The sequence below is a fragment of the Stieleria magnilauensis genome, assembly GCA_007753675.1.
GTDB lineage: Bacteria > Planctomycetota > Planctomycetia > Pirellulales > Pirellulaceae > Stieleria > Stieleria magnilauensis.
The window spans coordinates 541,102-565,015 of the sequence record CP036432.1 but is presented as its reverse complement, the minus strand read 5'-3'; the positions used below and the strand labels follow the sequence as shown (position 1 = coordinate 565,015).

Annotated in this window: 13 protein-coding genes; 9 read left to right on the top strand and 4 right to left on the bottom strand. The window is 59.0% G+C overall.

Annotated features, from left to right (window positions below; translation table 11 throughout):
• Positions 1-29 precede the first annotated feature (29 nt).
• The 3 genes from TBK1r_RS02100 to TBK1r_RS02090 all read left to right on the top strand — a co-directional run bounded on the left by TBK1r_RS02100 (position 30) and on the right by TBK1r_RS02090 (position 5,329).
• A complete protein-coding gene (locus tag TBK1r_RS02100) occupies positions 30-1,058 on the top strand; it encodes a DUF4261 domain-containing protein (protein ID WP_145207308.1) in 1,029 nt (342 codons plus the stop codon).
• Between the two features lie 143 nt (positions 1,059-1,201).
• Entirely contained in the window at positions 1,202-3,634 is a 2,433-nt protein-coding gene (locus TBK1r_RS38140; RefSeq protein WP_419580882.1) for a dermokine domain-containing protein, read from the top strand.
• A gap of 222 nt (positions 3,635-3,856) precedes the next feature.
• Entirely contained in the window at positions 3,857-5,329 is a 1,473-nt protein-coding gene (locus TBK1r_RS02090) for a DUF3681 domain-containing protein (RefSeq protein ID WP_145207307.1), read from the top strand.
• Positions 5,330-5,394: 65 nt separating this feature from the next.
• Here TBK1r_RS02090 and TBK1r_RS02085 read toward each other — a convergent pair whose 3' ends face one another.
• The gene (locus TBK1r_RS02085) at positions 5,395-5,913 is read right to left on the bottom strand and encodes a hypothetical protein (protein ID WP_145207306.1); all 519 of its coding nucleotides are present in this window, start codon (positions 5,911-5,913) and stop codon (positions 5,395-5,397) included.
• A gap of 117 nt (positions 5,914-6,030) precedes the next feature.
• On the opposite strand from TBK1r_RS02085, the gene TBK1r_RS02080 reads away from it, so the two are divergent.
• Positions 6,031-7,653, top strand: a complete 1,623-nt coding sequence (locus tag TBK1r_RS02080; RefSeq protein WP_145207305.1) for a 30S ribosomal protein S1 — start codon at positions 6,031-6,033, stop codon at positions 7,651-7,653.
• 143 nt (positions 7,654-7,796) lie between these two features.
• Positions 7,797-9,533 (top strand): proteasome accessory factor PafA2 family protein, encoded by a 1,737-nt coding sequence (locus TBK1r_RS02075; protein ID WP_419580881.1) that lies wholly within the window; start codon positions 7,797-7,799, stop codon positions 9,531-9,533.
• Positions 9,534-9,550: 17 nt separating this feature from the next.
• Here TBK1r_RS02075 and TBK1r_RS02070 read toward each other — a convergent pair whose 3' ends face one another.
• The 3 genes from TBK1r_RS02070 to TBK1r_RS02060 form a co-directional block, all read right to left on the bottom strand.
• Positions 9,551-10,924, bottom strand: a complete 1,374-nt coding sequence (locus TBK1r_RS02070; RefSeq protein WP_145207303.1) for a Gfo/Idh/MocA family protein — start codon at positions 10,922-10,924, stop codon at positions 9,551-9,553.
• Between the two features lie 382 nt (positions 10,925-11,306).
• A complete protein-coding gene (locus TBK1r_RS02065; RefSeq protein WP_145207302.1) occupies positions 11,307-12,626 on the bottom strand; it encodes an MFS transporter in 1,320 nt (439 codons plus the stop codon).
• 178 nt (positions 12,627-12,804) lie between these two features.
• Positions 12,805-15,141, bottom strand: coding sequence for a GMC family oxidoreductase N-terminal domain-containing protein (locus tag TBK1r_RS02060; protein ID WP_145207301.1), 2,337 nt, complete (start codon positions 15,139-15,141; stop codon positions 12,805-12,807).
• 269 nt (positions 15,142-15,410) lie between these two features.
• On the opposite strand from TBK1r_RS02060, the gene uvrB reads away from it, so the two are divergent.
• The 4 genes from uvrB to TBK1r_RS02040 all read left to right on the top strand — a co-directional run bounded on the left by uvrB (position 15,411) and on the right by TBK1r_RS02040 (position 23,404).
• The gene (uvrB, locus tag TBK1r_RS02055; RefSeq protein ID WP_145207300.1) at positions 15,411-17,552 is read left to right on the top strand and encodes an excinuclease ABC subunit UvrB; all 2,142 of its coding nucleotides are present in this window, start codon (positions 15,411-15,413) and stop codon (positions 17,550-17,552) included.
• A 307-nt stretch (positions 17,553-17,859) separates the two neighbouring features.
• Positions 17,860-20,499: a DNA mismatch repair protein MutS gene (gene mutS / locus TBK1r_RS02050; protein WP_145207299.1), complete on the top strand. Its 2,640-nt coding sequence runs from the start codon at positions 17,860-17,862 to the stop codon at positions 20,497-20,499.
• A 249-nt stretch (positions 20,500-20,748) separates the two neighbouring features.
• Positions 20,749-21,621: a hypothetical protein gene (locus TBK1r_RS02045; RefSeq protein WP_145207298.1), complete on the top strand. Its 873-nt coding sequence runs from the start codon at positions 20,749-20,751 to the stop codon at positions 21,619-21,621.
• A gap of 388 nt (positions 21,622-22,009) precedes the next feature.
• Positions 22,010-23,404 (top strand): IS4 family transposase, encoded by a 1,395-nt coding sequence (locus tag TBK1r_RS02040; RefSeq protein ID WP_145207138.1) that lies wholly within the window; start codon positions 22,010-22,012, stop codon positions 23,402-23,404.
• Positions 23,405-23,914: the final 510 nt, after the last annotated feature.

Genomic DNA, 23,914 nt, shown 5'->3' with positions numbered 1-23,914 from the left:
TTGTGGCAGAAGAGTAATTACAGGCGATCATGGCAAAGGGTTTGTTCACTCAAGGGATGTGCGTGTTGCTGCGAAGCCCCGTCGCTTTGGCGGAGCTGCAGGACAAACTCTCGGCGTTTGACATGATTGGTGTCCAGGAATCGGCCGTCGATGGTGCGTCCCCGGAAACGCTGGTGATGAGTTTTCGGCCCGAGGTGGGAGGCCACCTGCTGGTCACTCCCTCGACGGAAAAGTGGCCGGACCAGATGGGAGATCCGGAAACCTCTCCCGATGTGTTTGTCGCTTGGTCCCTGGGTCAGTTCGGGCCGCTCGCGTTCCCCGGCTGTCTGGAGCGGGCCGCGGAACAGTCCTGGGGGTGGGAGGACGGTGAAGATGTTCCCCAGCAACACACCTCGCACATTCGTCTGTTGATCAGCTACGTCTTGGGGGCAGATGAATCGGAGCCGGAGGACGACGATTCTGAAGACGTGGTGCTGATTCCCGATGACTACGATCCGATCGAAGAGCTGCGATTCTTGACCAAGGCCGTTTCGGCGCTCCTGGAACTGCCCCAGGCGATTTGCTATTTCAATCCGGGCGGCGAAGTCCTGCGGGATCAAAATGGGCTGCGACAAGGGCTGAACTACGCCTGGAACTACGAATTGCCGCCCCTGGATATGTGGACCAATGTGCGACTGTTTCGCGTCGATGAATCCTGGGCGTTGATGGACACCGTCGGCATGGGGCAGTTGGACATGCCCGACATGGAAGCCGTCTACGATACCGATCGCTATGAACCGGCCGAAGTCGAAAGGTTCTTACGCAACGCGTCGCTGTATTTGATGAGCACCGATGAGGAATTCGAAGACGGTGATGTCGCCGATGGGCCCGGCGACCTGAGCTGGAACGCGATCGAATGCGAAGAAAGTCTTTCCGATCCGCCGCGAGAAACGATTCGCTGGTTTCCCGACGACGGCTCCGATCCGCCCGAGGCACTGATGCGGCGATCCGGTGACGATGAAGACGATCCGTATGACGAAGAGCCGGAAGACCTCGATGACGAGGCGTTTGAGCTTTAGCTCACTACCGCCGACGGGTGAAACTTTCGGTTTGCGCGATGATTTGGCCCCCAGAATCGCAAACCAATCTTGGGCTGTACCGCGCCAGATTGCTAGACTCGGCGATCCACTTCGCCTAGCCGTCTTGCTATCAAAGCCCCGCGATGACGCTGTCGGGCCAATGCCCAGCCTGCCGTACGACGCTCGCTTTCACCGAAGCGTCGCTCGTCGCTGCGCCCCCCGGTGCGAATGCGTTTTCACTCGATCTATCTGCGCTGCCGCCCGGGACACCGACCCTGCGTTGTCAGTGCGACGCGACGTTGATCGCAACGGACCTGTCGGTGGTCACCGAGATTCCGACAGAGTGTGCCGAGTGTGGCAGCAAATACGTCGTCGATCGATCGGGCGCCGGCGTGGAATTACCGTGCCGTTGCGGGGCAGTTGTCAAAGTCCCGACGGCAATCCTCACGGAAGTCTCGGTGGGGCAAAGCGACCGGTCAGCTTCGCCCGAACCGGCGGCCCTTGATTCCGATCCGCGAGTCGACGAGGCTCCCGAAACCACGGTCCCGCTGCCGATCGTCGCGTTTCCCGATCTGTTCCAGCTGCAGGTCCCAGTGATCGATGCATCCGACTCGATCGACACGGAAGCCGCTTCACTGCCGGAATTCAATGACGCAAGTGCCGTCAATCTGCCGATTGTGGCATTTCCCGATCTGTATCAACTGCAGGTCCCGGTGATCGTTTCATCAGACTCGATGGACGCCGAAGCCGATTCACTGCCGGAATCCAACGACGCAAGTGCCATCGAATTGCCGATTGTGGCATTTCCCGATCTGTATCAGCTGCAGGCCCCGGTGATCGGTGCATCCGACTCGATAGACGCCGAAGCCGATTCACTGCCCGAATCTATCGACACACGTGCAATCGAACTGCCCATCGTGGCGTTTCCCGATCTGTATCAGCTGCAGGTCCCGGTGATCGATGCATCCGACTCGATGGACGCCGAAGCCGCTTCACTGCCAGAATCCATCGACACAAGTGCGATCGAGCTGCCGATTGTGGCGTTTCCCGATCTGTATCAACTGCAGGTCCCGGTGATCGATGCATCCGACTCGATGGACGCCGAAGCCGTTTCACTGGCGGAATCCATCGACACACGTGCGATCGAACTGCCAATCGTGGCGTTTCCCGATCTGTATCAACTGCAGGTCCCGGTGATCGATACATCCGACTCGATGGACGCCGAAGCCGATTCACTGCCGGAACCCAACGACGCTAGTGCCGTCGAACTGCAGATCGTGGCGTTTCCTGATCTGTATCGGCTACAGGTTCCAGAGGCCGGCGAAGTGTCGGTCCATCCGCCAGAAGCCGACGCATCCGAGACGCAGCCGTCTGAGGAGACGCCGCAACGGCAAGAACAGTTGGAAGACTCGACGGCGGAGGCGGTGGCAGTTGATGTGGCCGTGGTTTCGTGCCCCGGATGCAAGCGAGAATATTCCATCACGCGAGCGGACATGGGGCAGACGGCGGAGTGCCAATGTGGATTCGTGTTTGTTATGCAAGAGAACGTCGATGCGTTGGACTCGGCATTTTGCACCGATTTGATGCCATTCCAGCCGTTGGCGATCGATCGCACCGGAACCCGAGTGGTGGCCGGTGACGTCACAAAGGTGAACGACACCGAGGAGCGGTCTCGCGGCAGCAAGCCTCAAACGGCCCCAGGTCGTTCGGTCCTACTCGATGGCCGAGACCGCCGTTCCAGCTTCACCGCAAATTTCGTCATGGTTGCGGCGGGATTCCTGTTGATGGCGACCGCGATCGGGTTCGTCTATCGCGATCGCTTGGGGATCCGATTGCTTGCAGCCAACGGGATCACCAAGCCCGTCAAACGCGGCGGCCCGATGCCGATCCCACCCGCCAATCCAACGGTTTCCGCGCCACCCCAAACCTCCGGGGACAGACCCCAAGCCTCCGGGGACAGACCCCAAACCTCCGGGGACAGACCCCAAACCTCCGGGGACAGACCCCAAACCTCCGGGGACAGACCCCAAACCTCCGGGGACAGACCCCAAACCTCCGGGGACAGACCCCAAACCTCCGGGGACAGACCCCAAGCCTCCGGGGACAGAGCACGTGGCGGCGTGCCGGATGCCGTTCCGCAGCCGGTGAACTTCACCGAGCGGATGCGTCAGCCTCCGGCACAGCTCTCTGAGTTCCTGCGCTCGGTCTATTTGCAAGCACGACAACTCGATGCGGACAAGACGCTCGGCAAAGCGGCATTGTTCCACTTCAGTGAAACCGTGAACCAATTGGACGCGACAGGTGTTCAGTTCTCCGTCGCGGACCTGTTCTGGTTGGCCGAGACCTGGGAAGGGTTTGGCAAACGCGCCGCCAGTGGCGACCTCGAATCGAAGTGTTATTGGCAGGCCGCCGGAGCGTTCGCACTTGCCCAGACACTCGAGACGATCGATCCGCAAGATCGGCTGATCGCCGACCGGCGAAAACGCGAGTTGTCTGAACGATCCCGTCGCGTCCTGCGGATGGCGTCCAAGCCAAACGACGCGTCGACACCGGCGAGTGGGGCTCGCAGCCGGTAGGGGTGCGAACCAAGATCTGCAGCCTACAAAGACGATGCGACGCATCATGCGTCTGGATCACCAAGTCGTTCGCCGGTGTGTTCCGCTCGGATGGCTTGTGAATGCCGTCGGCGAAAATTCCCTTCTCGATGAGCGGCTGGGGTGAGAATTCGATGCCGAACGCCCGTGGCTTCGTGGTATAAAAGGGGCTCCCCCAATCTCCTCTTCTTTCATTTTCCTGCGATGCCGTTTTCCGATCCCGCGGACCTGAACGCTTTGTACCAAGAGTGGCTGGAAATTCCGGCAGAACGATTGCCTCCGAACCACTATGCCCTGTTAGGGCTGGCGGACTTTGAGTCCGACGAGGTGTTGATCGAATCGGCGGCGAAATCGCGGAGTGCCTATCTGCACCAGATCGCGGCCGGTCCGCGGCGCAAGATCGTCCAGGAGATGCTGGGCCAGGTCGCCATTGCCCGGCGAACCTTGCTGACTGCTGATTCGCGGTCGGAGTATGACGAAACGCTGCGATCCAGTGCCGCTGCGGATGCCCAATCCGGGACTTCGGCGCAGGTCCCCACCGAACCGGCTGTCTCACCAGCATCAGAAACATCCCCGGAACAACAACCGTCGGTATCGCGACCGCGGAAGAAGCCGAGCGATTGGAAATACCACGGGATCAGTGTAGCGGTCTTGCTCACGATTGTGGCGATCGTTTTTTGGGTCAACCGGAACCCCGGCGGCAGGCGTGCGGCAGAAGCGCGTCCGTCGCAACCTGAGTCGCCGGTCCGCGAATCCTCGTTGACGACAACCGTGTCAGACGACGTCGCCGATCAAGACGACGAGTCGGGTTCCAACAGGCAAGAAGGGACGGCGAGGCGGACGAGAAAGGCGAGTCGGCAAGCACCGCGCTCTGGTGTGTCGGTCCCCCGAAGCCGATCCCCGATCGCGAAACGGCGAGAGACGGGAAGCGGACTCGGTGCCGGTCTGGGCAACGAATTTAGCGAGGTGCTTTCGGATATTGCCAAGACACCGAACGAATCCGCCACGCCGTCCGACGCGACGCCGCGCAGCCCCAATGAATTTCAGCCCCTGGGCGGTCTATCGATCGGTCCAGGAAAACAACTCACCGAGTCAACGGAGGCACTCAGCTCGCTTGAGGGACTCAGCAACGTCGACGCGTTCCCGGCACAACTGGCCGACCGCTTCGAATCGGAGCAGGGGCTAGACTGGTTCGAAACGACCGACGAAGAGCTGCGTCCGAAGACGACCAAGGATCAGCAGACCTACCAATTGTCCGACAAGCAATTCAAGCTGACCGCGGGGTCGGCGATCTCGCTGAAATCCTCGCTGTCGGCGGGTATGCCCGCAGCAACACAGGTCGGTTTCGAAATCGACGGGATTCGGATCGGTCTGCGATCGTTCAAGCAAGGCGTCGAAGTGTTCGCCCGCGACCGTGGCGAGGAGTCTCGCGTCGATCCGGTGAACAAGATCACGACCAATGGCAAAACCGCAACACTGTCGATTTATCGCGATGTGAAGCAGCCTGAGACGTTGCAATGGTTTGTCGAATCGGACGACAAGATTCAGATGGGCACGATCGGGGTGACGGCGTTGGGCCAGTCGCCTGAGGTGGGCATCTTTCTGTCAGTCGCCAACACGGCTGCGAAACGTCCGCTGGGATTGAGCGAATTCAAAACCCGCTCGGGTCAGCATTAGTCGTTCGTCGCAGCTTCAGTCTCGGCGGAGTGACGGTATCCGCAGCGAGTCCCAACGCAGCAGCGTCATTGCACCAGATACATCATCAGTGCTTGCCATTCGATCCACTGCGAGGCGACGCATTGGTCGACTTCTTCGTGGGATCCGCCGGCAAGAGTTCGCTGGCACTGATCGACAAACTCGAAGGGATCGGCGTAATGGCCATCGGTCTCGGTGTTGATCTGATCGAACACACAATGCGAGCCGACTCGTCGGAACCAGTATTTCGAATTGCCAAAATCGCCTTCGCGCCGATGCATGATGCCGTGCAAGAAGCTGCCCTCGGCACTGCCGAGATCTTGGCTGATCGAATGGCTGCGGTGAATGTCACCGGCAACCAGCCACAGTCCACTCATCACTTCCATCTGGCGGGCGGCGGGAACATCGATCAAATGATCGCCGATTCCGCCAGACAAAAGCGTCAACAGGGGTTTCTGAAGCGTACCGTCCCCGAGTGGGGGCAGCGGTGCGGCCTGGATCGCGGATTGAAGTTCAGTTGAGAAGGACTGGCTGAGCGATTGAGCAAAATCGGTAAATTCGGGCATCTGGCGTTGTTCTCCATCAGAAGCGGACAAACCTGGGGTGAAGACTACCGACAATGTTTTCGGGGTGCTAGACTGCCGGATCGACCCCATTCACTTTTCCCCACGTCGATTGTTTCGATGAGCAACGAACCACAGCCTGTGACGGACGATCCTGCCACCGACATTGCCCCCACGCCGGCCGAACCGGCGGCGCCACCCGCGGCTGAATCGGCTGCCAGTGCGCCTGCTGAAGCCAACGCGCCCGCTGAAGCCAATGCGCCTGCCGAAGCCGGCCAGACGGCCCCAGCCGCACGCGGCGGTTCGGGACCGCTTGCCGCCCGGGGCTTGGGGATCGCCAAACCGGCCTCTCCGAGCGTCTCCACCGAGCAACTCGAAGCGGTAGAAAAGAAAGCCGGCAAACCGAACAAGAAGAAAAAGCCGCCTCGACCGCGGATCAAGGGGGACAAAGAAACGCCCGCCGCTGCGGCTCCGGCGACCCAGAAACCGCAGCGTGTTGCCGTGCCCTCGTTGCGTGCGGGGCTGAGCGACGACCTGCAGGCGGAACTGGACGCAGAGCTGGCCGCCGCGGACATCGAATCGATGTTGAGCGGTTCGGCGGGCATGTCCGATCGCAAAGAAGCCTTGGCCGAGGGCACGCGGATCTCGGGCCAGGTGCTGAAGATCCATCAAGACAGTGTGTACATCGCGCTGGGCGGACCCGACGAGGGCGTGATTCCGTTTGAGCAATTCAAAGACGCCGAACCGGCGGTGGGCAGTTCCGTGGAAGTCATGGTGCGTGGATTCAACCGCGACGACGGCTTGTACATGTGCTCGTTGCCGGGATCGACGATCGACGTCGCCGACTGGAGCGATTTGGAAGAAGGCTCGGTTGTCGAAGCCGTCGTGACCGGTCACAACACCGGCGGGCTGGAATGCAAGGTCGGTGGGGTGCGCGGTTTCATGCCGATCAGCCAGATCGCCGAGTACCGCGTCGAAGACGCCAGCGAATTTGTCGACCAGAAATTTGTGTGTCTGGTGACCGAGGCCAATGAGCGTCGCGGCAACTTGGTGCTCAGCCGTCGCGCGATCCTGGAACGCGAACGCGAACAAAAACGCGCCGAGCAACTCGCCAAAATCGAACCCGGCGATGTGATGGAAGGCGTGGTTCGCAGCGTCAAAGATTTCGGGGCTTTTGTCGATCTCGGCGCACTCGACGGGTTGATCCACGTCAGCAAACTCAGCTGGGATCGAGTCAAGCATCCCAGCGAGGTGTTGGAAGTCGGCCAAAAAGTGAAGGTCAAACTGGATTCGGTCAACAAGGAAACCGGCAAGATCTCGCTTTCGTATCGAGACCTGTTGGAGAATCCTTGGGACACCGCGGAAGCAGAATTCGCGATCGGCAGCGTTCACAAGGGCACGGTTTCGCGGATCGCGTCGTTCGGCTGTTTCGTCCGCTTGGGTGCCGGCGTCGAAGGCTTGGTGCACGTTAGCGAACTGGCCCACCATCGCGTTTCAAAGGTCGATGCGTTTGTCAGCGAAGGTCAAGAAGTCGACGTGAAGATCCTGTCGTTTGACCGCGACAGCCAAAAAATCGGCTTGTCGATCAAAGCGGCACAGCAGATCGCCGAGGATTCCAAACCGAAAGAAGAAGAGGTCGAGGAACCCCAACGCGAAGTGGCCGTCAAACCCGCTCACGATGGGCCGCTCAAGGGCGGTAACAACCGCGACACCGGCGGCGAACGATTCGGCCTTCGCTGGTAACGAGCCACGCGTCGTTTTCCAGTCGCGGAAACCGCCCACGGTTTATCGATTCGCCGTTCGTGTCGGGATCTTCCATCCGCTACAATCGAGTCGTGGCAATCGACGGGCTATAGCCCATGCGTTACCTCGGCTGGGAGTGCTTGGTGAAGTCAACTTCTTCTCGTCGGTGCGTCCCGGCGCGACGACTGGTGTCGCGATTGCTGGGCATGGAAACCGAGTACGCGACGCTGGTTCTGAATCAGCCGCGTCTGATCACGGCGGATCTGCCGAGTTCAACCGAAATTTACACACAGATCTGCGCGGCGATTCGTCGGAATCAGCCCACGGTCCCCGGTGTCTTCGATCGAGACCAAATGTTTCTCGCCAGCGGGGGCGCGGTGACGTTTGAAACGCATCCTTCCCTGCACGCTCTGCCCGGTGGCTTGATCGAAATCGCGACACCGGAGGTGGCCAGCCCGGATGAATTACTCGCTTGCCAATGTTCCATTGATGAACTGGTCGCCGGCGCAGCGGAAGAGGCGGCCGGGGAATGGGACGTGAGGATTTTGAAGAACAGCACCGACGCATTGGGCCATGTCTACGGTTGCCAAGAGAACTATGAAGCGGTCGTGGCCAGCGGCGTTTGGCTTTGCGTTTACCGCGTCTGCATCGCGCTGTTGTGGATGCTTCAACTGATCAGCGTGGTGATCTCGTTGCCGGTGCTTGCGTGCGCGTTTGCGTACATCTTTTTGATTCAACGTCGACAAAAACCGACGCGTTCGGTTGACGAGCCGTTGACTGCTCCGGATGCATCGCAAAACACTCCATCGGCCGCCGTCCTCTTTGAAACATTGCCGACTTGGGCCAAGGCGATCTTCATGGGGTTGCTCCGCAGCATCCATCTGCCGACCGTGATCGTGTTGCGGTTTGTCGTCCGCCACGTTGCGTTTCGAAAGCAGCGGAAGTACTTGACCGCACTGTTGATTTCCCGCGTCGCCCTCTGCGGCGCCGGAGATCTGGATGAAGACGGATGTTATCGGCTGAGTCCCAAAGCGATGGCGATCGATGTCGTTGCAGACATGGGCGGTTATCGCGGTGAACGACCGATTTACGTTTATGGCCATTGGCTGGCACAGTTTTGCGAGCGATCTTTTTTGTCATTGGGATCGACCAAGGCGATGTTCGCCAGACGCCAACGATTTCAAATCGGTTTGTCCGATTCCAATCTTTCCGAACTTGCCGAGTACGTCAAATTCGGTTCGGTCTCGCTGGTGTTGGACATGATTGAATCCGGCGCGACGAGCGAATTTGTCACGATCCCGCGCCCGATCGCTGCCTTGCATGGCATCGCTTCGGACTGGAACCTCGTCCGTCGCGTGATGACCTGTCGCGGCCGGTTGAGTGCGTTGGAGATCCAACGTCGTTATCTGAAAGCCGCAAAACGATTTGTCGCCGAGACGCCGATTCGAGATCGAGGTGAAGCCACGTTGGTGATCGAGCGATGGTCGGATCTGGTCAACGTCGTTTCCGCATTTCGACGTGACTCGCGGAACGTGACCCCGGCGCTGGGCAGGGTGGATTGGTTGAGCAAACGTTGGATGATCGATCAACTGGGCCAAGATGCTCAGTGGCTGGAGCGAAAGAAGACGGACCTGCGGTATCACGAATTATCGCCGGACGGCTATTTCCAGAAACTCGCGGCGACCAATCCGTCGCTGGCGTTGATCGCGTTGGAACGAATCGAGCGTCGACGCCGCTCGCCGCCGGCAGATTCACCGGCGGCCAAACGGGGCTGGTTGATTCGCGAATTCGCCGACAGCGGTGACTCCGTCACCGCCGAATGGAGCTACGCGATGCTGCGTGCGGGCAGCGAAACGAAGCGAATCAATTTCGACGCCTGACGCCTCCTCGGCTGCGATCAGCCGACGGTCGAGAAATCTCGGGACTTGCGGCCGAGCAGTTTGTTGGCGTCATCGTCGCCGACGAACACTTCCTGCTTGGGATCCCAAGTCAGTTCGCGACCGGTCATCAGGGCGATGTTGCACAAGTGACACGAGGTCATCGTGCGGTGATGCGACCAGACATCCGAGATCGGCTTGCCACGATCGCCGATGCACTCAAAGAAGTTGCCCATGTGACTGCCGGGCTTTTTGCCTTTGCACAACTCGACGATGTAATCGTTCAACTCAGCTTTGTCGCTGTCGGTCAAACTGTTGACCGGTGAACCTTCCAGTTTTCCGCGGTTGACGAAGATCCGTCCCTTGTCGCCTTCGAACAGGATCCCGTTGGGGAAATCAACGTTATCAGCTTCACGTTTGTAATGATCGTTCACGCTGATCAACGAACCGTTGTCGTACTTCAGATCGATGCTGAACTTGGTCGCGGTATTGAACGCGTTGGGCAAGGAGATGTCGCCATCGAGGAACGCGGCCCAGTCCAAGTCGCTGGGAACCGATTTGGGGAATTGACCGGTCCCTTTGATTCGAGTCGGTCCGTCTTCACCCGGCGCCAGAGCCCACTGCGCGATGTCGATGTGGTGGGCCCCCCAGTCGGTCATCTTGCCGCCGGAATATTCGAAGTACCAGCGGAACATCTTTCGCCGCTCTTCACAGTACTCCGCGTCTGGTGCCGGCCCGACCCACAGGTTCCAGTCCAGATCGTCGGGCGCATCGGTGGTTTCGAACGGGCCGTCCCCCGGAGCGCCGCCGATGGCGACGTAGGCGTTGACGTTTTCGCCGAGTCGTCCGGTGTGGACCATGGCGATCGCCATCAAGAACAGACTCTTGCTGCTGCGTTGTTGCGTGCCGACTTGAAAAACGCGACCGGTTTCTTCAACGACCGCGCGAATCTGCTTGCCTTCGTCGATCGTCAAGGTGAGCGGTTTTTCGCAGTACACATCGGCGCCGCTGCGCAGGGCCGCGATGGCGATCGGCACGTGCCAATGGTCCGGGGTCCCGATGGTCACGACTTGGGGCTTTTCCTTTTCCAGCATCTCGCGATAGTCGCGGTACTTGGCCAGTTTGCCGCCGAACGTTTGATTGAATTCTTCGGTGTGGCGATCATCGACGTCACAGACCGCGATCATCTCGGCAAACTTCGCCGCCTCGCGGGCGATCTGGCCGCCGCGGTTGTAGCGTCCCCGCGACCCGCCGACGCCGATCGATGCCAGCCGCAGCTTGGGGAGTGTGTCTTGCGCGATCACGGGGGCTTCGAAAGGCAAGCCGGAAACCGTTGCAGCAGCAGCCGATCCGGCGGCCGCGGTCTTGATGAACTGACGACGAGTCGTTGACATGTCAGAAATCCGTTGGGAAGAAGGAGAGCGGTGGAAGGGAAATGGATCGGAAGCCCAATAGAATAGTCGATCCGCAAGCCGCCGGGGGCAAGCGTGTCGGTGTCCAGCCGATCGTCGATCCGGGAATCGAACCGCCGAATGCCGTGGCGGTTGGTTGATGCAATCTGGACGGGGCGTTTCACGATTTCCACCGGGCTAACCATTAATAGATAGACCCACGGATGGCAGCGCGAACCCACGGATGACAGGGCGATCAAGATCCGTGGGTTCGCGCTGCCATCCGTGGGACCAGCAATCGTTTCACCGTTCCGCAAGTTGCAGCCTGACCCTTTTCCGCGGCACGCTAAATCGAAAAGCTGACGGAGCAACAGCCACCCACAGATTACGATTGATTGGGAGCCGCTGATGGGACGTCGATCGGCTGGGGTGGGCGGATGAACCAGGCCGCGATCGCCAGCGGCGTCATGGCTGCGGCGAAGCAGAGAATCGCTTGGTCATAACTGCCCGTCGCATCATTGACCCACCCCATGATCAATGGCCCACATCCACTGCCGGCGACGGTGCCGCACCAAACCGCTCCACGAATGCTGCCCAAGTGTTGCCGCCCATAAAAATGGACCCAGGCAACACCACTGACCGAGATCAGCATCCCTTGCCCGCCGCCGAACAGACCCGCGAACACTTGGGCTCCGCGAACCGAAGGATCCAGATACAACCAGATCAGCGAACCGGCGACCATGGCGGTCCCAACGCCGAGCAACCGGTTCAGTCGCACGAAATCCGCCAAGACGCCTCCGCCGAGTTGCATCGCCAGCATCGTCATGCCGAGGATCTTGAACAATCCACTGGCGGTGTCCGACGGCAGTTCGCGCTGCTCGCACAGGGTGAACAAATAAAACAGCACGCCGGTACCGGCCATCGCCCAAATGACATTGGACAGGCCGAGGATGTAGTACGACCCCGTCCGCGCCGCCTGAGACAGGGTCAGCGAATCGGGGTCGACTTCGATCTGCCGTTCCGATGCGCTGGTGTCCATTCTCGTGGTGGCGTGACCGGGTGACAGGCGTCCGGCGTGTCCATCGACAAACTGACCCAAGTCTTCCGGCCGATTTCGATAGAGCAGCAAGACAAGCGGCAGCAAGGTCAGAACGAGGATGGCTGCAAGCGTCTGATACGTCGACCGCCAGCCGATGGACTCAATCGTGCTCGCCAGCAAATCGGGAACCCAAGCAAACGCGATCGCCGAACCGATGCTGAGCACCGCCGAGACACGTCCGATGCGGTTGCGAAACCACATCGCCGTCGTGTTGCCGCTCAACAGTGTCAGCGAGCCTTGACCGAGAAACCGCAGCAAAAAGAACGCAGCCAACAAACCATAAAACCCGTTGACGCTGGACGCGAACAGACAAGCCAACGCCAGGGCGACGATGACGATCGATGCGATCCGTTTGAGCCCGTGACGATCGGCCGCGGGGCCGACGAAGGTCAATGGGATGGCGGCGAACAATGTTCCCAACATGTACGCCAAACCGAGCCGGCTTTGCGTCAGGTCCAAACTTTCCAGCAAGGACGGCGTGAAAGCACTGACCGCGAACGTCTGACCGGGGCTGGTTCCCAGTTGCATCAGCATCGCAATCGGCAGCATCAAATAGCCATAAAAAAATGGCAGCCGTCGCGCGAGTCGGTCGGAAAGAGAATTCATAACAAGGCTTCAGGAAAATTCCCGGCGGACCGGAGGCCGGATCGAGAGAGTAACGGGCGACTCACCGGGATCATATCCGCCACGCCCGTCGACGCCAGACGACGAGTGCGTGTTCATCATGAAGTAGCAGGGTTCGTCTCGTCGACTCCATCAAAAGAATCGGTGGCGAAGCACTCGTTCACGCCGTCCGCCGGATCACCTGTTCGGCTGCGATCGTGGCCAAGGCCTTGAGCGTCAGCTGGGGGTTGATTTCACAACCGGCCGGAAAGAGAGACGCATCGGCGACGGCCAGGTTCGAGACGTGCCGGCCACAATCCGTTTTGACAAGGAAGGATTGCGGATCGACCACGTCTCCGATCGAAGCGCCACCCTGTCCGTGTGTGGTCAACAAATTGATGAACGCCGGACCGCGCCGTCGGATCTCGCCGATCGCCCAATCCAAATCGTTCATATCACGGATCCGCAGCGGGCGTACACCGCGCAGCATCATTGCTTTGGTCGGCAGATGCAGCGTGACTCCGTCATCGGGCGTCGCTGCGGCAAAATAGATTCTGGCGATGCGTCGGATACCGAGCAACAGAATCTCAAATTCATCACAGTCCAGAGAGAGGTGAATGTTGCCGCAAGCATCGATCGAATTGCACGGTCTGACTTGGGTCGGCACGACGATACCGGCCATCGAAAGATGATTGAACCGGCGCATCGTGCAAGCGAATTCCTGGAACCATCCGGTCAGCGCCAGCGCAACGGTGCCGGGAAAATGGAACCAGTTCTCCAGCGTCGGTTCTTCCACGATCCGGCCGTCTCGCTCGACCATTCGCCGGTCGACGAGGAAACACTGGGTGACTCCGGGTTCGGGGCGATCGGAGTCGGACGGCCAAATCGGTTTGTCAAACATCGCATACACCGCCGTGCCGACGTTTGCGGTGAATCGTTTGCCAAGGTTTCGATTCCGATAGCCGGCGGATTTCAGGCCCTGGGCAATCAACTTGGTCGTCGGCCCGGTGCCCGCGGCAACGACGTATTGGTCTGCGGTGACGGTCGCGCGGGTGCGGCACCCGTCGTCTTCCACGCGTGTGACATCGACCCCCGTGACGATGGGTTGGCCGCTGTCATCGGCCTGGACACGAATCCGCGTGGCTTCGGTCCGATAGGAAACCCGCGCGGGCTCGGGATTGTGCATCGCTTGGACTAGAAAACTATTCGCACCGCCGGGAGAGTACGGATGCAGATCGCCGATGTGGTCGCCAAAGCTGTCGACGGAATTGTCGCTTCCACATCCCAAACATTGCCGGCGCATGGCGACCGGCAGCGGTTGCACCTCTTCGCCGACCGCACGGCAGCCTTCGGCGAAGCGCATGCTGCGGTCGCTGATTTGCGATTCGGTGACCGCCGTGTTGACCCCGAGTTCGTGGTTGATGCCTTCCATCAGTTGCGCAAGCTGATCGTAGTCGACGCCAGTGGGTTGTCGTCCGGCCCACTGGGTTTCGTAGATCTCCCGCGAAATCGGCAAGTGGATGGCGTTGTTCACATACGGACCGCCACCGAACACCTTGGCCTGACAGATGTTGATGGTCTGTCGCGGCGGAATCTTCTTTCGCAGGTGGGGCACGATCAATTCCAACTTGGAATCGACCTTGCCAAGCCCGCCGCTGATCTGGCCGCCGGCGTCTTTGTAGAGCCGGGCGAGCACTTCATCACTTCGCGGCGGTGCCAGCCGCACGTTTCCGTCGGAGTCTTTGACGCGTTGCACCAGCGCATCGGGGCTGACGAAATCACCATAGTCCAAAATCAAGACCTTTCGCCCTTGCGCCGTCAACCGCGTTGCTGCGGTCGCGCCGCCGGCGCCGCTGCCGATGATGACCACGTCATAGTGCTCGCTCAGATCAGCCAACGGCGGCGCGGGCAGTGAGACCAAATTGGAAACGCGTTCGCATTTCTTGCTCCAGCCCAATCCGATCAATCGGCGGGCGGGAGCGCGCGAGTGGATCACCAATCGCCCCAACATCGCCAATCCGCTGACCGCCAGGTGCAGCAGGTGATCCTCGTCCCACAAGATCAACGGCGGCGCCCCGTTTCGCCTCGGGGTTTCACCCTGATTGAGCACCCGCTGCACCCCCTTGGGCGTGTGGTGCTTCAGCCGCGTGGCGGTGTGTTTGACGCTGTAGACATCGAGCCACAGCAGCGCGACGCTGATGCCCAGTTGCATCCGGTGGGGCAGGTAGTCGGCGTACCGCAGCAAATCGTTGGCGACTTGACAGGCGTTGTCGCCTTGGCGTCCGCACCACAGCGCATCGATTTGTGCGGCCATGACGGCCACGAGTGTGTCGAAACGCTTTTCGCGAATCGTATTCATCGGGCAATCTTGCTTCGGTTTTTCTCCCCAGCCGAACAGGTTCAGCGGAACGATGCCGGCGGCCAGGGCTCCCTTGCCGAATTGCCGCCGTGGGATTTCGCTCGCCAGTGCGGCGGTGCCGAGTTCTGACAGATTTTCCAGCGAAGACAAATCGTCCATCAGGGCCTTCCTTGGTCCATGGTCTGTTTCTGAATCGATTGCTTCTGCTGGGGAGAAAACAACCCGTTTTCGCTCGTCATCGTCCACGCCAGAGTCAATTTCGAGCCAAATTGTCGCGTCTGCGGGGTGATCCGCCAGAACCGCTCTGCGGTAGTGATCTTGCCGATTACAACGCCACCGGAGTCGATGTGGCCTTGGGCCGTCTCCCCGTGTGGGTGATAATTCGACGTGAAACCAACCCTTTGGCGACAACCCCGGTGACGAACAGGATGGACGAACAAACAGAGCTGCAAACCGCCAAGGAGCTGCCCCGGGCCGAGTTTCATCTCAACCAGCCGTTTCCACCGGCCGGTGACCAACCCCAAGCGATCGAACAGTTGACCAAGGGGTTTAACTCCGGCTCGTCCGCGCAGGTGCTACTCGGTGCGACCGGAACCGGAAAGACCTACACCATGGCAAACGTGATTGCCAACGTCGGCCGCCCGGCGTTGGTGCTCAGCCACAACAAGACGTTGGCCGCCCAGTTGTACAGCGAGTTCAAAGAGTTCTTTCCCGAGAACGCGGTCCACTATTTCGTCAGCTATTACGATTATTATCAGCCCGAAGCCTACATTCCCCAGCGCGACGTCTACATCGAAAAAGACGCCTCGATCAACGAAGAAATCGATCGACTGCGATTGGCCACCACCAGCAGTCTGGTCAGCCGACGCGACGTCGTGATCGTTGCCTCGGTCAGCAGCATCTATGGATTGGGTTCACCCGAGGACTACAAGCAACTGGTCGTCAGTCTGACGCGGGGCGAATCGATTCGCCGCGATCACTTGCTATTAAAGTTGGTCGACGTGTTGTACGAACGCAACGACATGGCGTTTGAACGCGGCAAGTTTCGTGTGCGTGGCGACAGCATCGAATTGTGGCCCAGTTACGAAGAGTTTGCGTATCGGATCGAAATGTGGGGGGACCAGATCGACCAGATTTCGATCATCAAACCCGTCTCCGGCGAAACCGTCAAAACACTCTCCCAGGTCTTCGTCTACCCGGCGAAACACTTTGTGATGCCCGACGATCGCATCAAGCGGGCGATCAGCGTGATCCGTGCGGAATTAAAGCATCAGTTGGAATTATTTCAAAAGCAAGGCAAGTTGCTCGAGGCGCAGCGTCTGTCGGCGCGGACTCGATTTGATCTCGAGATGTTGGCCGAAGTGGGCCATTGCCCCGGTATCGAAAACTACTCTCGGCCGCTGTCGGGCAAAGCACCGGGTTCGTCGCCAGACACGCTGTACGAATTCTTTCCCGATGACTTCATCACCTTCGTCGACGAATCGCACGTCACGGTGCCCCAGGTGCGCGCGATGTACGCCGGTGACCGCAGCAGAAAGTTGACGCTGGTTGATCACGGGTTTCGGCTGCCCAGTGCGCTGGACAATCGGCCGTTGAAATTTGAAGAGTGGGAAGAGCGAACCGGTCAGATTTGTTTCGTCAGCGCGACGCCCAGCGATTACGAATTGGAACGCACCGGTGGCGAAGTGGTTGAACAAATCATTCGACCGACGGGATTGTTGGATCCCGAGGTGGAAGTCGTTTCGGCGCGTGGCCAAGTCAATCACTTGATCAACGAAATTCGTATCCGAGCCGAACGAGACGAACGGGTACTGGTCACCGCGTTGACGAAACGGTTGGCGGAGGATTTGGCGAACTTCTTCCAAGAGCAAAACGTTCGTTGCCGTTGGCTGCACAGTGAACTCAATGCGTTCGAGCGAGTGGATCTGCTGCAAGAACTTCGGGCCGGGCATTTCGATTGTCTCGTCGGCGTCAACCTGCTTCGCGAAGGCTTGGACCTGCCCGAAGTCTCTTTGGTGGCGATTCTAGACGCCGACAAAGAAGGCTTCTTGCGCAGCGAAACCAGCTTGATACAAACCATCGGGCGGGCGGCTCGCAACGCCAACAGCAAAGTGATCTTGTATGCCGACAAAGTGACCGAATCGATGCGATTGGCGATCGGTGAAACCGAACGGCGTCGCGCGATTCAACAGGCGTACAACGAAGAACACGGGATCACGCCCGAAACGGTGCGGAAAAAGATCAAGGCGGGGATCGAGACCGACGCGGCCAAACGACGAAAAACGATCGCAAAGGCGCAGGAGGAATCCGAAACGACGTACATCACGCTCGAATTCGTCGAAGCGTTGGAGCGAGAAATGTTGTCGGCCGCGGAGGACTTGGAGTTTGAGCGTGCGGCACAGCTGCGAGACCGAGTCCTGCAACTGAAAGAAAACATCGGCAAACCGTTGGCGGACGTCGAAGTCGACAAACCGTCCAGTGCAACGGGCCGGCAAAGTCAACGCGGGCGACGCAAGGGAACCAAGGGGACGGGGAGCCGCAGCAAGATCCCGAGACCCAAACGCGGTTGATCGGCGTGGACATCAAATCACAACGGGCGTCAATCGATGGGTGCAGGCGTTCGCGCACCCGTTTTTAGCCGTTGTGGAATGCTGGTAAGAAGATTTCGGAGGTAAGAAAATGACGGAACGCACCATCCGATCGACAGATCCCATCTTCCTACCTCCAAAATCTTCCTACCGCTCCGCCAGGCAGCGCCGTCCGTGTCCCGCAGAGTTTCGCTGACCGGAATCCGGGTGGCGTGAACTGGGGGAAACGTCGCGAAGTTTGCCGCTGGCAGGCTGTTAATCGGCGTCCCCGACAGGTACGATTTCCGCCATGACTCCGATGATGAAACAGTACCACGAGGCGAAGGCGGCTTGCGGCGACGCATTGCTGCTTTTTCGCATGGGCGATTTCTATGAACTGTTTTTGGAGGACGCCAAGACGGCCGCCCGAGTCCTCGGGCTGACCCTGACCAGCCGCGACAAAGACAGTGCGAACCCGACGGCGATGGCAGGGTTTCCCCATCACCAACTCGATTCCTACCTCTGCAAACTGATCCAAGCGGGGTTCCGGGCCGCGGTCTGTGAACAGGTCGAAGACCCGAAACAGGCCAAGGGGCTGGTCAAACGAGAAATCACCCGTCTGGTCAGCGCGGGGACCCTGACCGACGATGACTTGCTCGATCCGCGGGAAGCGAATTATTTGGCCGCCGTGGTGTTGCACACGCCTCGAAAAGGCAAGAAGCAAACCGATGAACCGGTCGCGGGAATCGCTTGGGCGGAACTTTCCAGCGGACGGTTCTGCGCCGGGGTATTTCCCGTTTCGCGAGTCGAAGACGAATTGGCGCGGATCGGTCCGGCGGAAGTGATTTACCGCGAAGACGACGCCAAATTTTCGCCGGATTCCACCGCCCCGTGGTCCTGGACGGCGCGGCCGGCTTGGAGCTTCGCCGAAGATGCTTCGGTAGAGTTACTGTGCAAGCAGTTCTCGGTCGGTTCGCTCGAAGGGTTTGGCTTTCGCGACGACGACACCGCGGCAGTTCGAGCAGCCGGCGCGGCACTGACCTATCTGCAGGAAACACAACCCGCTGGGCTGGATCATTTTCGATCCATCTCGGCGCACCACCGCAGCGGCGTGCTGGAGATCGATGCGTCGACGCGGCGAAGTCTGGAGATCACACGAACGCTACGAACCTCGTCGCGGGCCGGGTCGTTGGTCGATGCGATCGACTTGACGTGCACGTCGGCCGGGTCGCGGATGTTGGCCGATTGGATCGCCGCGCCGTTGGTCGAAATCGATGCGATTTGCCAGCGACACGATGCGGTCGAAGAATTCTTTACCCAAGCATCCCTCCGCAGCGATGTGCGGTCGACCCTGAAACAGACCTACGACATCACCAGACTGCTGGCGCGAATCGCCACCGGTCGGACGGGGCCGCGGGATCTGCAGCAAGTGTCTCGAACGCTGGCGGGATTGCCGACGCTGAAAGCCAAGTTGGCCGGACGCAAACCCAAGCGGATCATGCACTTGGAGTCGCATTTGCACCTGTGTCCGGAGTTGCGCAGCGAACTGGAAGCGGCGTTGGCCGATGAATGTCCGCTCAATGCTGCCGACGGAAATTTCGTCCGCAAGGGATTCGACCCCGAACTCGATTCGCTGCGTGAGTTGGCCGCCGGCGGAAAACAGTGGATTCTGGAATACCAACAACGTCAGATGGACGTGACCGGCATTCCCAACTTGAAAGTCGGTTACAACAAGGTCTTCGGCTACTACTTGGAAGTCACCAACGCTCACAAGGACAAGGTGCCCGAGGATTTCATTCGCAAACAAACGCTGAAGAACTGCGAACGATACATCACGCCGGAGTTAAAAGAATACGAAGAGAAAGTCCTGGCCGCAGATGAAAAAGCCGCCGCACGGGAACAGTTGATCTTTCATAACTTGCGGACGCGTACCCACCATCATCTGGCGACGTTGCAGGAAGTTGCCGTTGCGATGGCGGAACTGGATGTGCTCGCGGCCCTGGCCGAGCTGGCCGCACAGCGAAGTTGGGTGCGGCCGGAGATGACCGACGATTCGGTGTTGCGAATCGAAGCGGGCCGGCACCCGGTGTTGGACGTGACGTTGCCGCAGGGAGAATTTGTCCCCAACGACTGCGTTCACGCCCCCGAGACCGGGATGATCCTGCTGATCACCGGCCCCAACATGTCGGGCAAAAGCACGTACATCCGCCAAGTCGCCTTGATCACTTTGTTGGCTCAAGCCGGGTCGTTTGTGCCCGCCGAATCCGCGTTGATCGGGATCGCCGACCGGATCTTTGCCCGCGTGGGAGCCAGCGATGAACTCAGCCGCGGGCAGAGTACGTTCATGGTCGAGATGGTCGAAACGGCGCGGATTCTCAATACCGCCACGTCGCGGTCCCTGGTGATCCTGGATGAAATCGGCCGCGGAACGAGCACCTATGACGGGCTGTCGCTGGCCTGGGCGATCACCGAGCACTTGCACGAACAGATCGGTTGCCGGACCCTGTTTGCGACGCACTACCACGAGCTGACTCAGTTGGAAGAGTCGCTGCCGCGGGTGTCGAATTTGAACGTGGCCGTCAAAGAGTGGAATGACGAAGTGGTCTTTTTGCACCGGATCATTCCCGGCGGCGCGGACAAGAGCTATGGGATCCACGTCGCCCGCCTGGCCGGCGTGCCTCGCGAAGTCAACGAGCGTGCCAAAGACGTGCTGGCGCAATTGGAAATCGACCACCGAGACGCTCTGGACCGGCCCTCGATCGCTCCACCCCAGGGACACAGCGACCGCGGCGGCGGCTCCTACCAGCTGACCCTGTTCGGGTTCTCCGACCATCCGGTGCTGAGCCAGGTGCAGAGCTTGGACCTGAATTCGATGACCCCGATCGACGCGATGCAGTTTCTGCAGCGGGCCCAGCGTGAATTACGGAGCAATCCGGTGGTGAAGTCGTAGCGGCCGGGCCTGAATCGGCCGCCGCGTTTCTGGCCGCATCGTTTTTTGCCTTTCTTTTTGGCAAAAAACTCGATCTTTCGTGAAACCCTGCCGCCTTGGCGTGGTTTGAACAGGGTAACTCTCGACGAATTCCATCCATTGCGATCGCAGTGTCTGGGGCAATGTCGTGGGGCGATGTACGGCTTCAAAGCACGGCGGAACTTCTCCGCAGCCAACTTCTCTTTCTGTAATCTCTGGGAATCGAAATCAATGAAGATCACAAGCGGCCCAATGGCCCTGTTGTTCGCGGCAATCTTGGCGATGGTCGCCACTGATGTTATGGCTCAACGCGGTGGCGGGGGCCGACCGGGGGGTGGGGGCGGCCGACCGGGCGGCGGCGGATTTCGTGGCGGTCCTGGAGGCCCCGGCGGCTTCGGCGGACGCGGCGGTGGTTCCATCCTGGGACTGTTGCAAGTCAAAGAAGTCCAAGAAGAAATCGAGTTGATGCCCGACCAGGAAGAGGCCGTCAAGAAGGTCGCTGAGAACCGCGAACGCGTCGAATTCCCACGCGATTTCGATCGTGAGAATCGCGACAGCGAAGAAAATGTCGCCAAAATGCAGGCGTACATGAAGCAGGTTGCTGAAGGCGAAAAGAAGATCCGCGAGCAACTCGAAGAGGTGCTGTTGCCAGAGCAAATGGAACGGCTGGAACAAATCGAAGTCCAGCAGATGCGGGCCGGGGCGCTGATGAATGAGCGCGTCGCAACCGAACTGAAGCTGACCGCCAAGCAGAAAGAAGAACTGGCAAAGATGGCTGAAGAAGCTCGCGAAGAAATGATGTCCAAGATGCGCGAGTTGTTCCAAGGCGGTGACCGCGAAAACATGCGGGAAAAGATGGAGGAAGCTCAAAAGGACATGGAAACCAAACTGGTCAGCGTGCTGACCAGTGAGCAGAAAAAAGAGTTTGAAGAAATGAAGGGCGAGCCCTTCGAAATGCCGGCACCCCAAGGACGTGGCGGATTCGGCGGCCGCGGCGGAGACGGTGGCGGCCCCGGCGGCGGACGCGGTGGTCGCGGTGGCCCGGGCGGAGACCGAGGCGGTGATCGAGGTGGACGCCCAGGCGGACGCCCGGCGGCTGAGTGATTTGACTGACCGAAGCTAGACGAGTTCGCTGCTCGAATTGAAACGTCGACTGCAGCGAAGCGCTCCGCTGCACCGACCAGGGACAGGTTCTCCACGTGAGAATCTGTCCCGTTTTTTTTCAGGTTTCAGGTTTCAGGTTTCAGGTTTCAGGTTTCAGGTTTCAGATTTGAGATTTGCTGAATCTAACATTTTCTATGTACCGAAATTTGCCGGATAGGCGAAGTCCTTCAGGCCCGGAGGGCCGGCAGAGTGGATGCCGGTGGCGTGAGCCCAATGCCACCTATTCTGGACCCTATCGGGTGGCGCGGTCCCAAAAACCCGGTTTTGGCACGATTTTTGCGCCTGGCAGGTAAGTTTACACTTACTGCCTTTCTGACTGGGAATCGCCATGGTCGACCCGACGACACTCGGTGCCGATGAAGAGTCTCGCTTTGGCAAAGCCAAAGCGTTGCTGGCTGAGCTTCTTGAATTACCCAAACTACAACGGGTCTTTGAAGATCACGATTGTGCCAACGCGCGGATGGTCTATACGCAGGCCCCGACCCTCTGGCTACTCGTTTTACAACGGCTCGAAGGAGGCATCTCACTAACCGATGCCGTCGCAGATTTGCTCAAAAATCATACGGATATTTTGCCTGACAATCGAAGGGTTCAAGAGAATCGCCTTTCCGAAAACAATTCGGCCTACAACGCCGCCAGAAAAAGGATTCCGCTCGCTGTCGTGGAAGAGTTTTCCCATCGAATCTGCGATCACCTTGCTTCCCGCGCTCCCAAAGCCTTTCTCGATCGACGTGTATTCATTATCGATGGGACGACGATCACGCTTCCTCCGACCGAAGCACTTCAGAAAGCGTTCCCGCCGGCGTCCAACCAACACGGAGAGACGGTTTGGCCTATTGCGAGATTGCTGGTCGCAAATGAAATGCAGACCGGGTGCGCGTTGTTGCCGCAAGTCGATCCGATGTACGGAGCGGACAACAAAAGTGAACTTGAGCAAGCCAAGCCGATTATTGAACGACTCCCGAAACGCTCGATCGTTCTGGCTGATAGCGGTTTTGGGATTTTTAATGTCGCCCACCACTGCCAATTACATCATCAAGACTTCGTGCTGCGGCTGACCAAACAGCGATTCAGGTCGTACCGCAAGTCGGCTACGTTGGTCGACCAAGGGGACGGGTACAAGACGTTTCACTTGATTTGGCGGCCGACACCGAAGGACCGCCGAACCAATCTCGATCTTAGTAAAGACACGTCTATCGAAGTCTTTCTCCACCAAATTGAACTTGAAAATGGAGACACGCTGGAGATCGTGACGAGCCTTGAGACGGACGCTCACTCGGCCGCTGCCCTGTACGTTCGTCGCTACGATGTGGAGTTCGATATCCGCGATGTCAAAGTGACGATGGACACAGAAAACATTCGCGCCAAGAGTGTCGACACGGTGATGAAGGAGCTAATGGGATCGATCATCGCTTATAATCTTGTCGCTCAGCTACGCAAACAAGCAGCGAAATTGATTCGAGTTGACCCTCGCGAGCTCAGCTTCACGGGAGTTTGGACGACGTTCAAGCATCATCTGCTACGTGAAAAGCTTACGACCCTGGAGGAATGGAGGCTGGCTTATCACGGCGCTTTGGTGAGCGCAGCGGGCCGCAAACTTCCCAATCGAAAATTGCCTCGCAGCTACCCACGCATAGCCCACCCGCGGCGCCAAAAGACAACGAAATTCCAGAAGTCACTTCGAAGAAAAAAACAGCAGCCCGATGATATACCACCCGAATGACCACAAAGTAGGTGGCATTGGGCGTGAGCCACCGGAGATGATTTCAAGGAGTCTCTGAGGCCCAGCGGGCCGACACAGTTCCCCAGCTTTTTGCAATACCCGCAGCTCATGAGACCGATTGTGCCGGCCTTTCAGGCCTCCGTGATCGAGGTCTTTCCATTCCGGTGGCTGACCGGCTTGTTGACTTAATTCGATCGCACGTGGGATTAGCCGCGAGCGCGCAAGCGTACGGGCATTCATCTTGTCGATTGCTCACCGGCGCCCGTAGGCTCGCGCCAAACGGCTGATTAAATCAGCAAGCCGTGACGCCACCAGCAAGCATTGTGCCAGCCCTCCGGGCTTCATCGCGAACAAACATAGAAAACGTTAGTGTCAGGAGATTTCAGGTTTCAGATTTGAGATCCAACAACTTGGAACTTGGAACTTTCGACATAAGGATTACAACCGGTACACCTTCGTTGCGTTTCCGCATCATACGAGGTTGCATTTTCGCATCATCGCTGCCAACTG

Coding starts and splice junctions, on each gene's coding strand:
- TBK1r_RS02100 (WP_145207308.1), top strand. CDS start 30: ATGGCAAAGGGTTTGTTCACTCAAGGGATGTGCGTGTTGCTGCGAAGC.
- TBK1r_RS38140 (WP_419580882.1), top strand. CDS start 1,202: ATGACGCTGTCGGGCCAATGCCCAGCCTGCCGTACGACGCTCGCTTTC.
- TBK1r_RS02090 (WP_145207307.1), top strand. CDS start 3,857: ATGCCGTTTTCCGATCCCGCGGACCTGAACGCTTTGTACCAAGAGTGG.
- TBK1r_RS02085 (WP_145207306.1), bottom strand. CDS start 5,913: ATGCCCGAATTTACCGATTTTGCTCAATCGCTCAGCCAGTCCTTCTCA.
- TBK1r_RS02080 (WP_145207305.1), top strand. CDS start 6,031: ATGAGCAACGAACCACAGCCTGTGACGGACGATCCTGCCACCGACATT.
- TBK1r_RS02070 (WP_145207303.1), bottom strand. CDS start 10,924: ATGTCAACGACTCGTCGTCAGTTCATCAAGACCGCGGCCGCCGGATCG.
- TBK1r_RS02065 (WP_145207302.1), bottom strand. CDS start 12,626: ATGAATTCTCTTTCCGACCGACTCGCGCGACGGCTGCCATTTTTTTAT.
- TBK1r_RS02060 (WP_145207301.1), bottom strand. CDS start 15,141: ATGGACGATTTGTCTTCGCTGGAAAATCTGTCAGAACTCGGCACCGCC.
- uvrB (WP_145207300.1), top strand. CDS start 15,411: ATGGACGAACAAACAGAGCTGCAAACCGCCAAGGAGCTGCCCCGGGCC.
- mutS (WP_145207299.1), top strand. CDS start 17,860: ATGACTCCGATGATGAAACAGTACCACGAGGCGAAGGCGGCTTGCGGC.
- TBK1r_RS02045 (WP_145207298.1), top strand. CDS start 20,749: ATGAAGATCACAAGCGGCCCAATGGCCCTGTTGTTCGCGGCAATCTTG.
- TBK1r_RS02040 (WP_145207138.1), top strand. CDS start 22,010: ATGGTCGACCCGACGACACTCGGTGCCGATGAAGAGTCTCGCTTTGGC.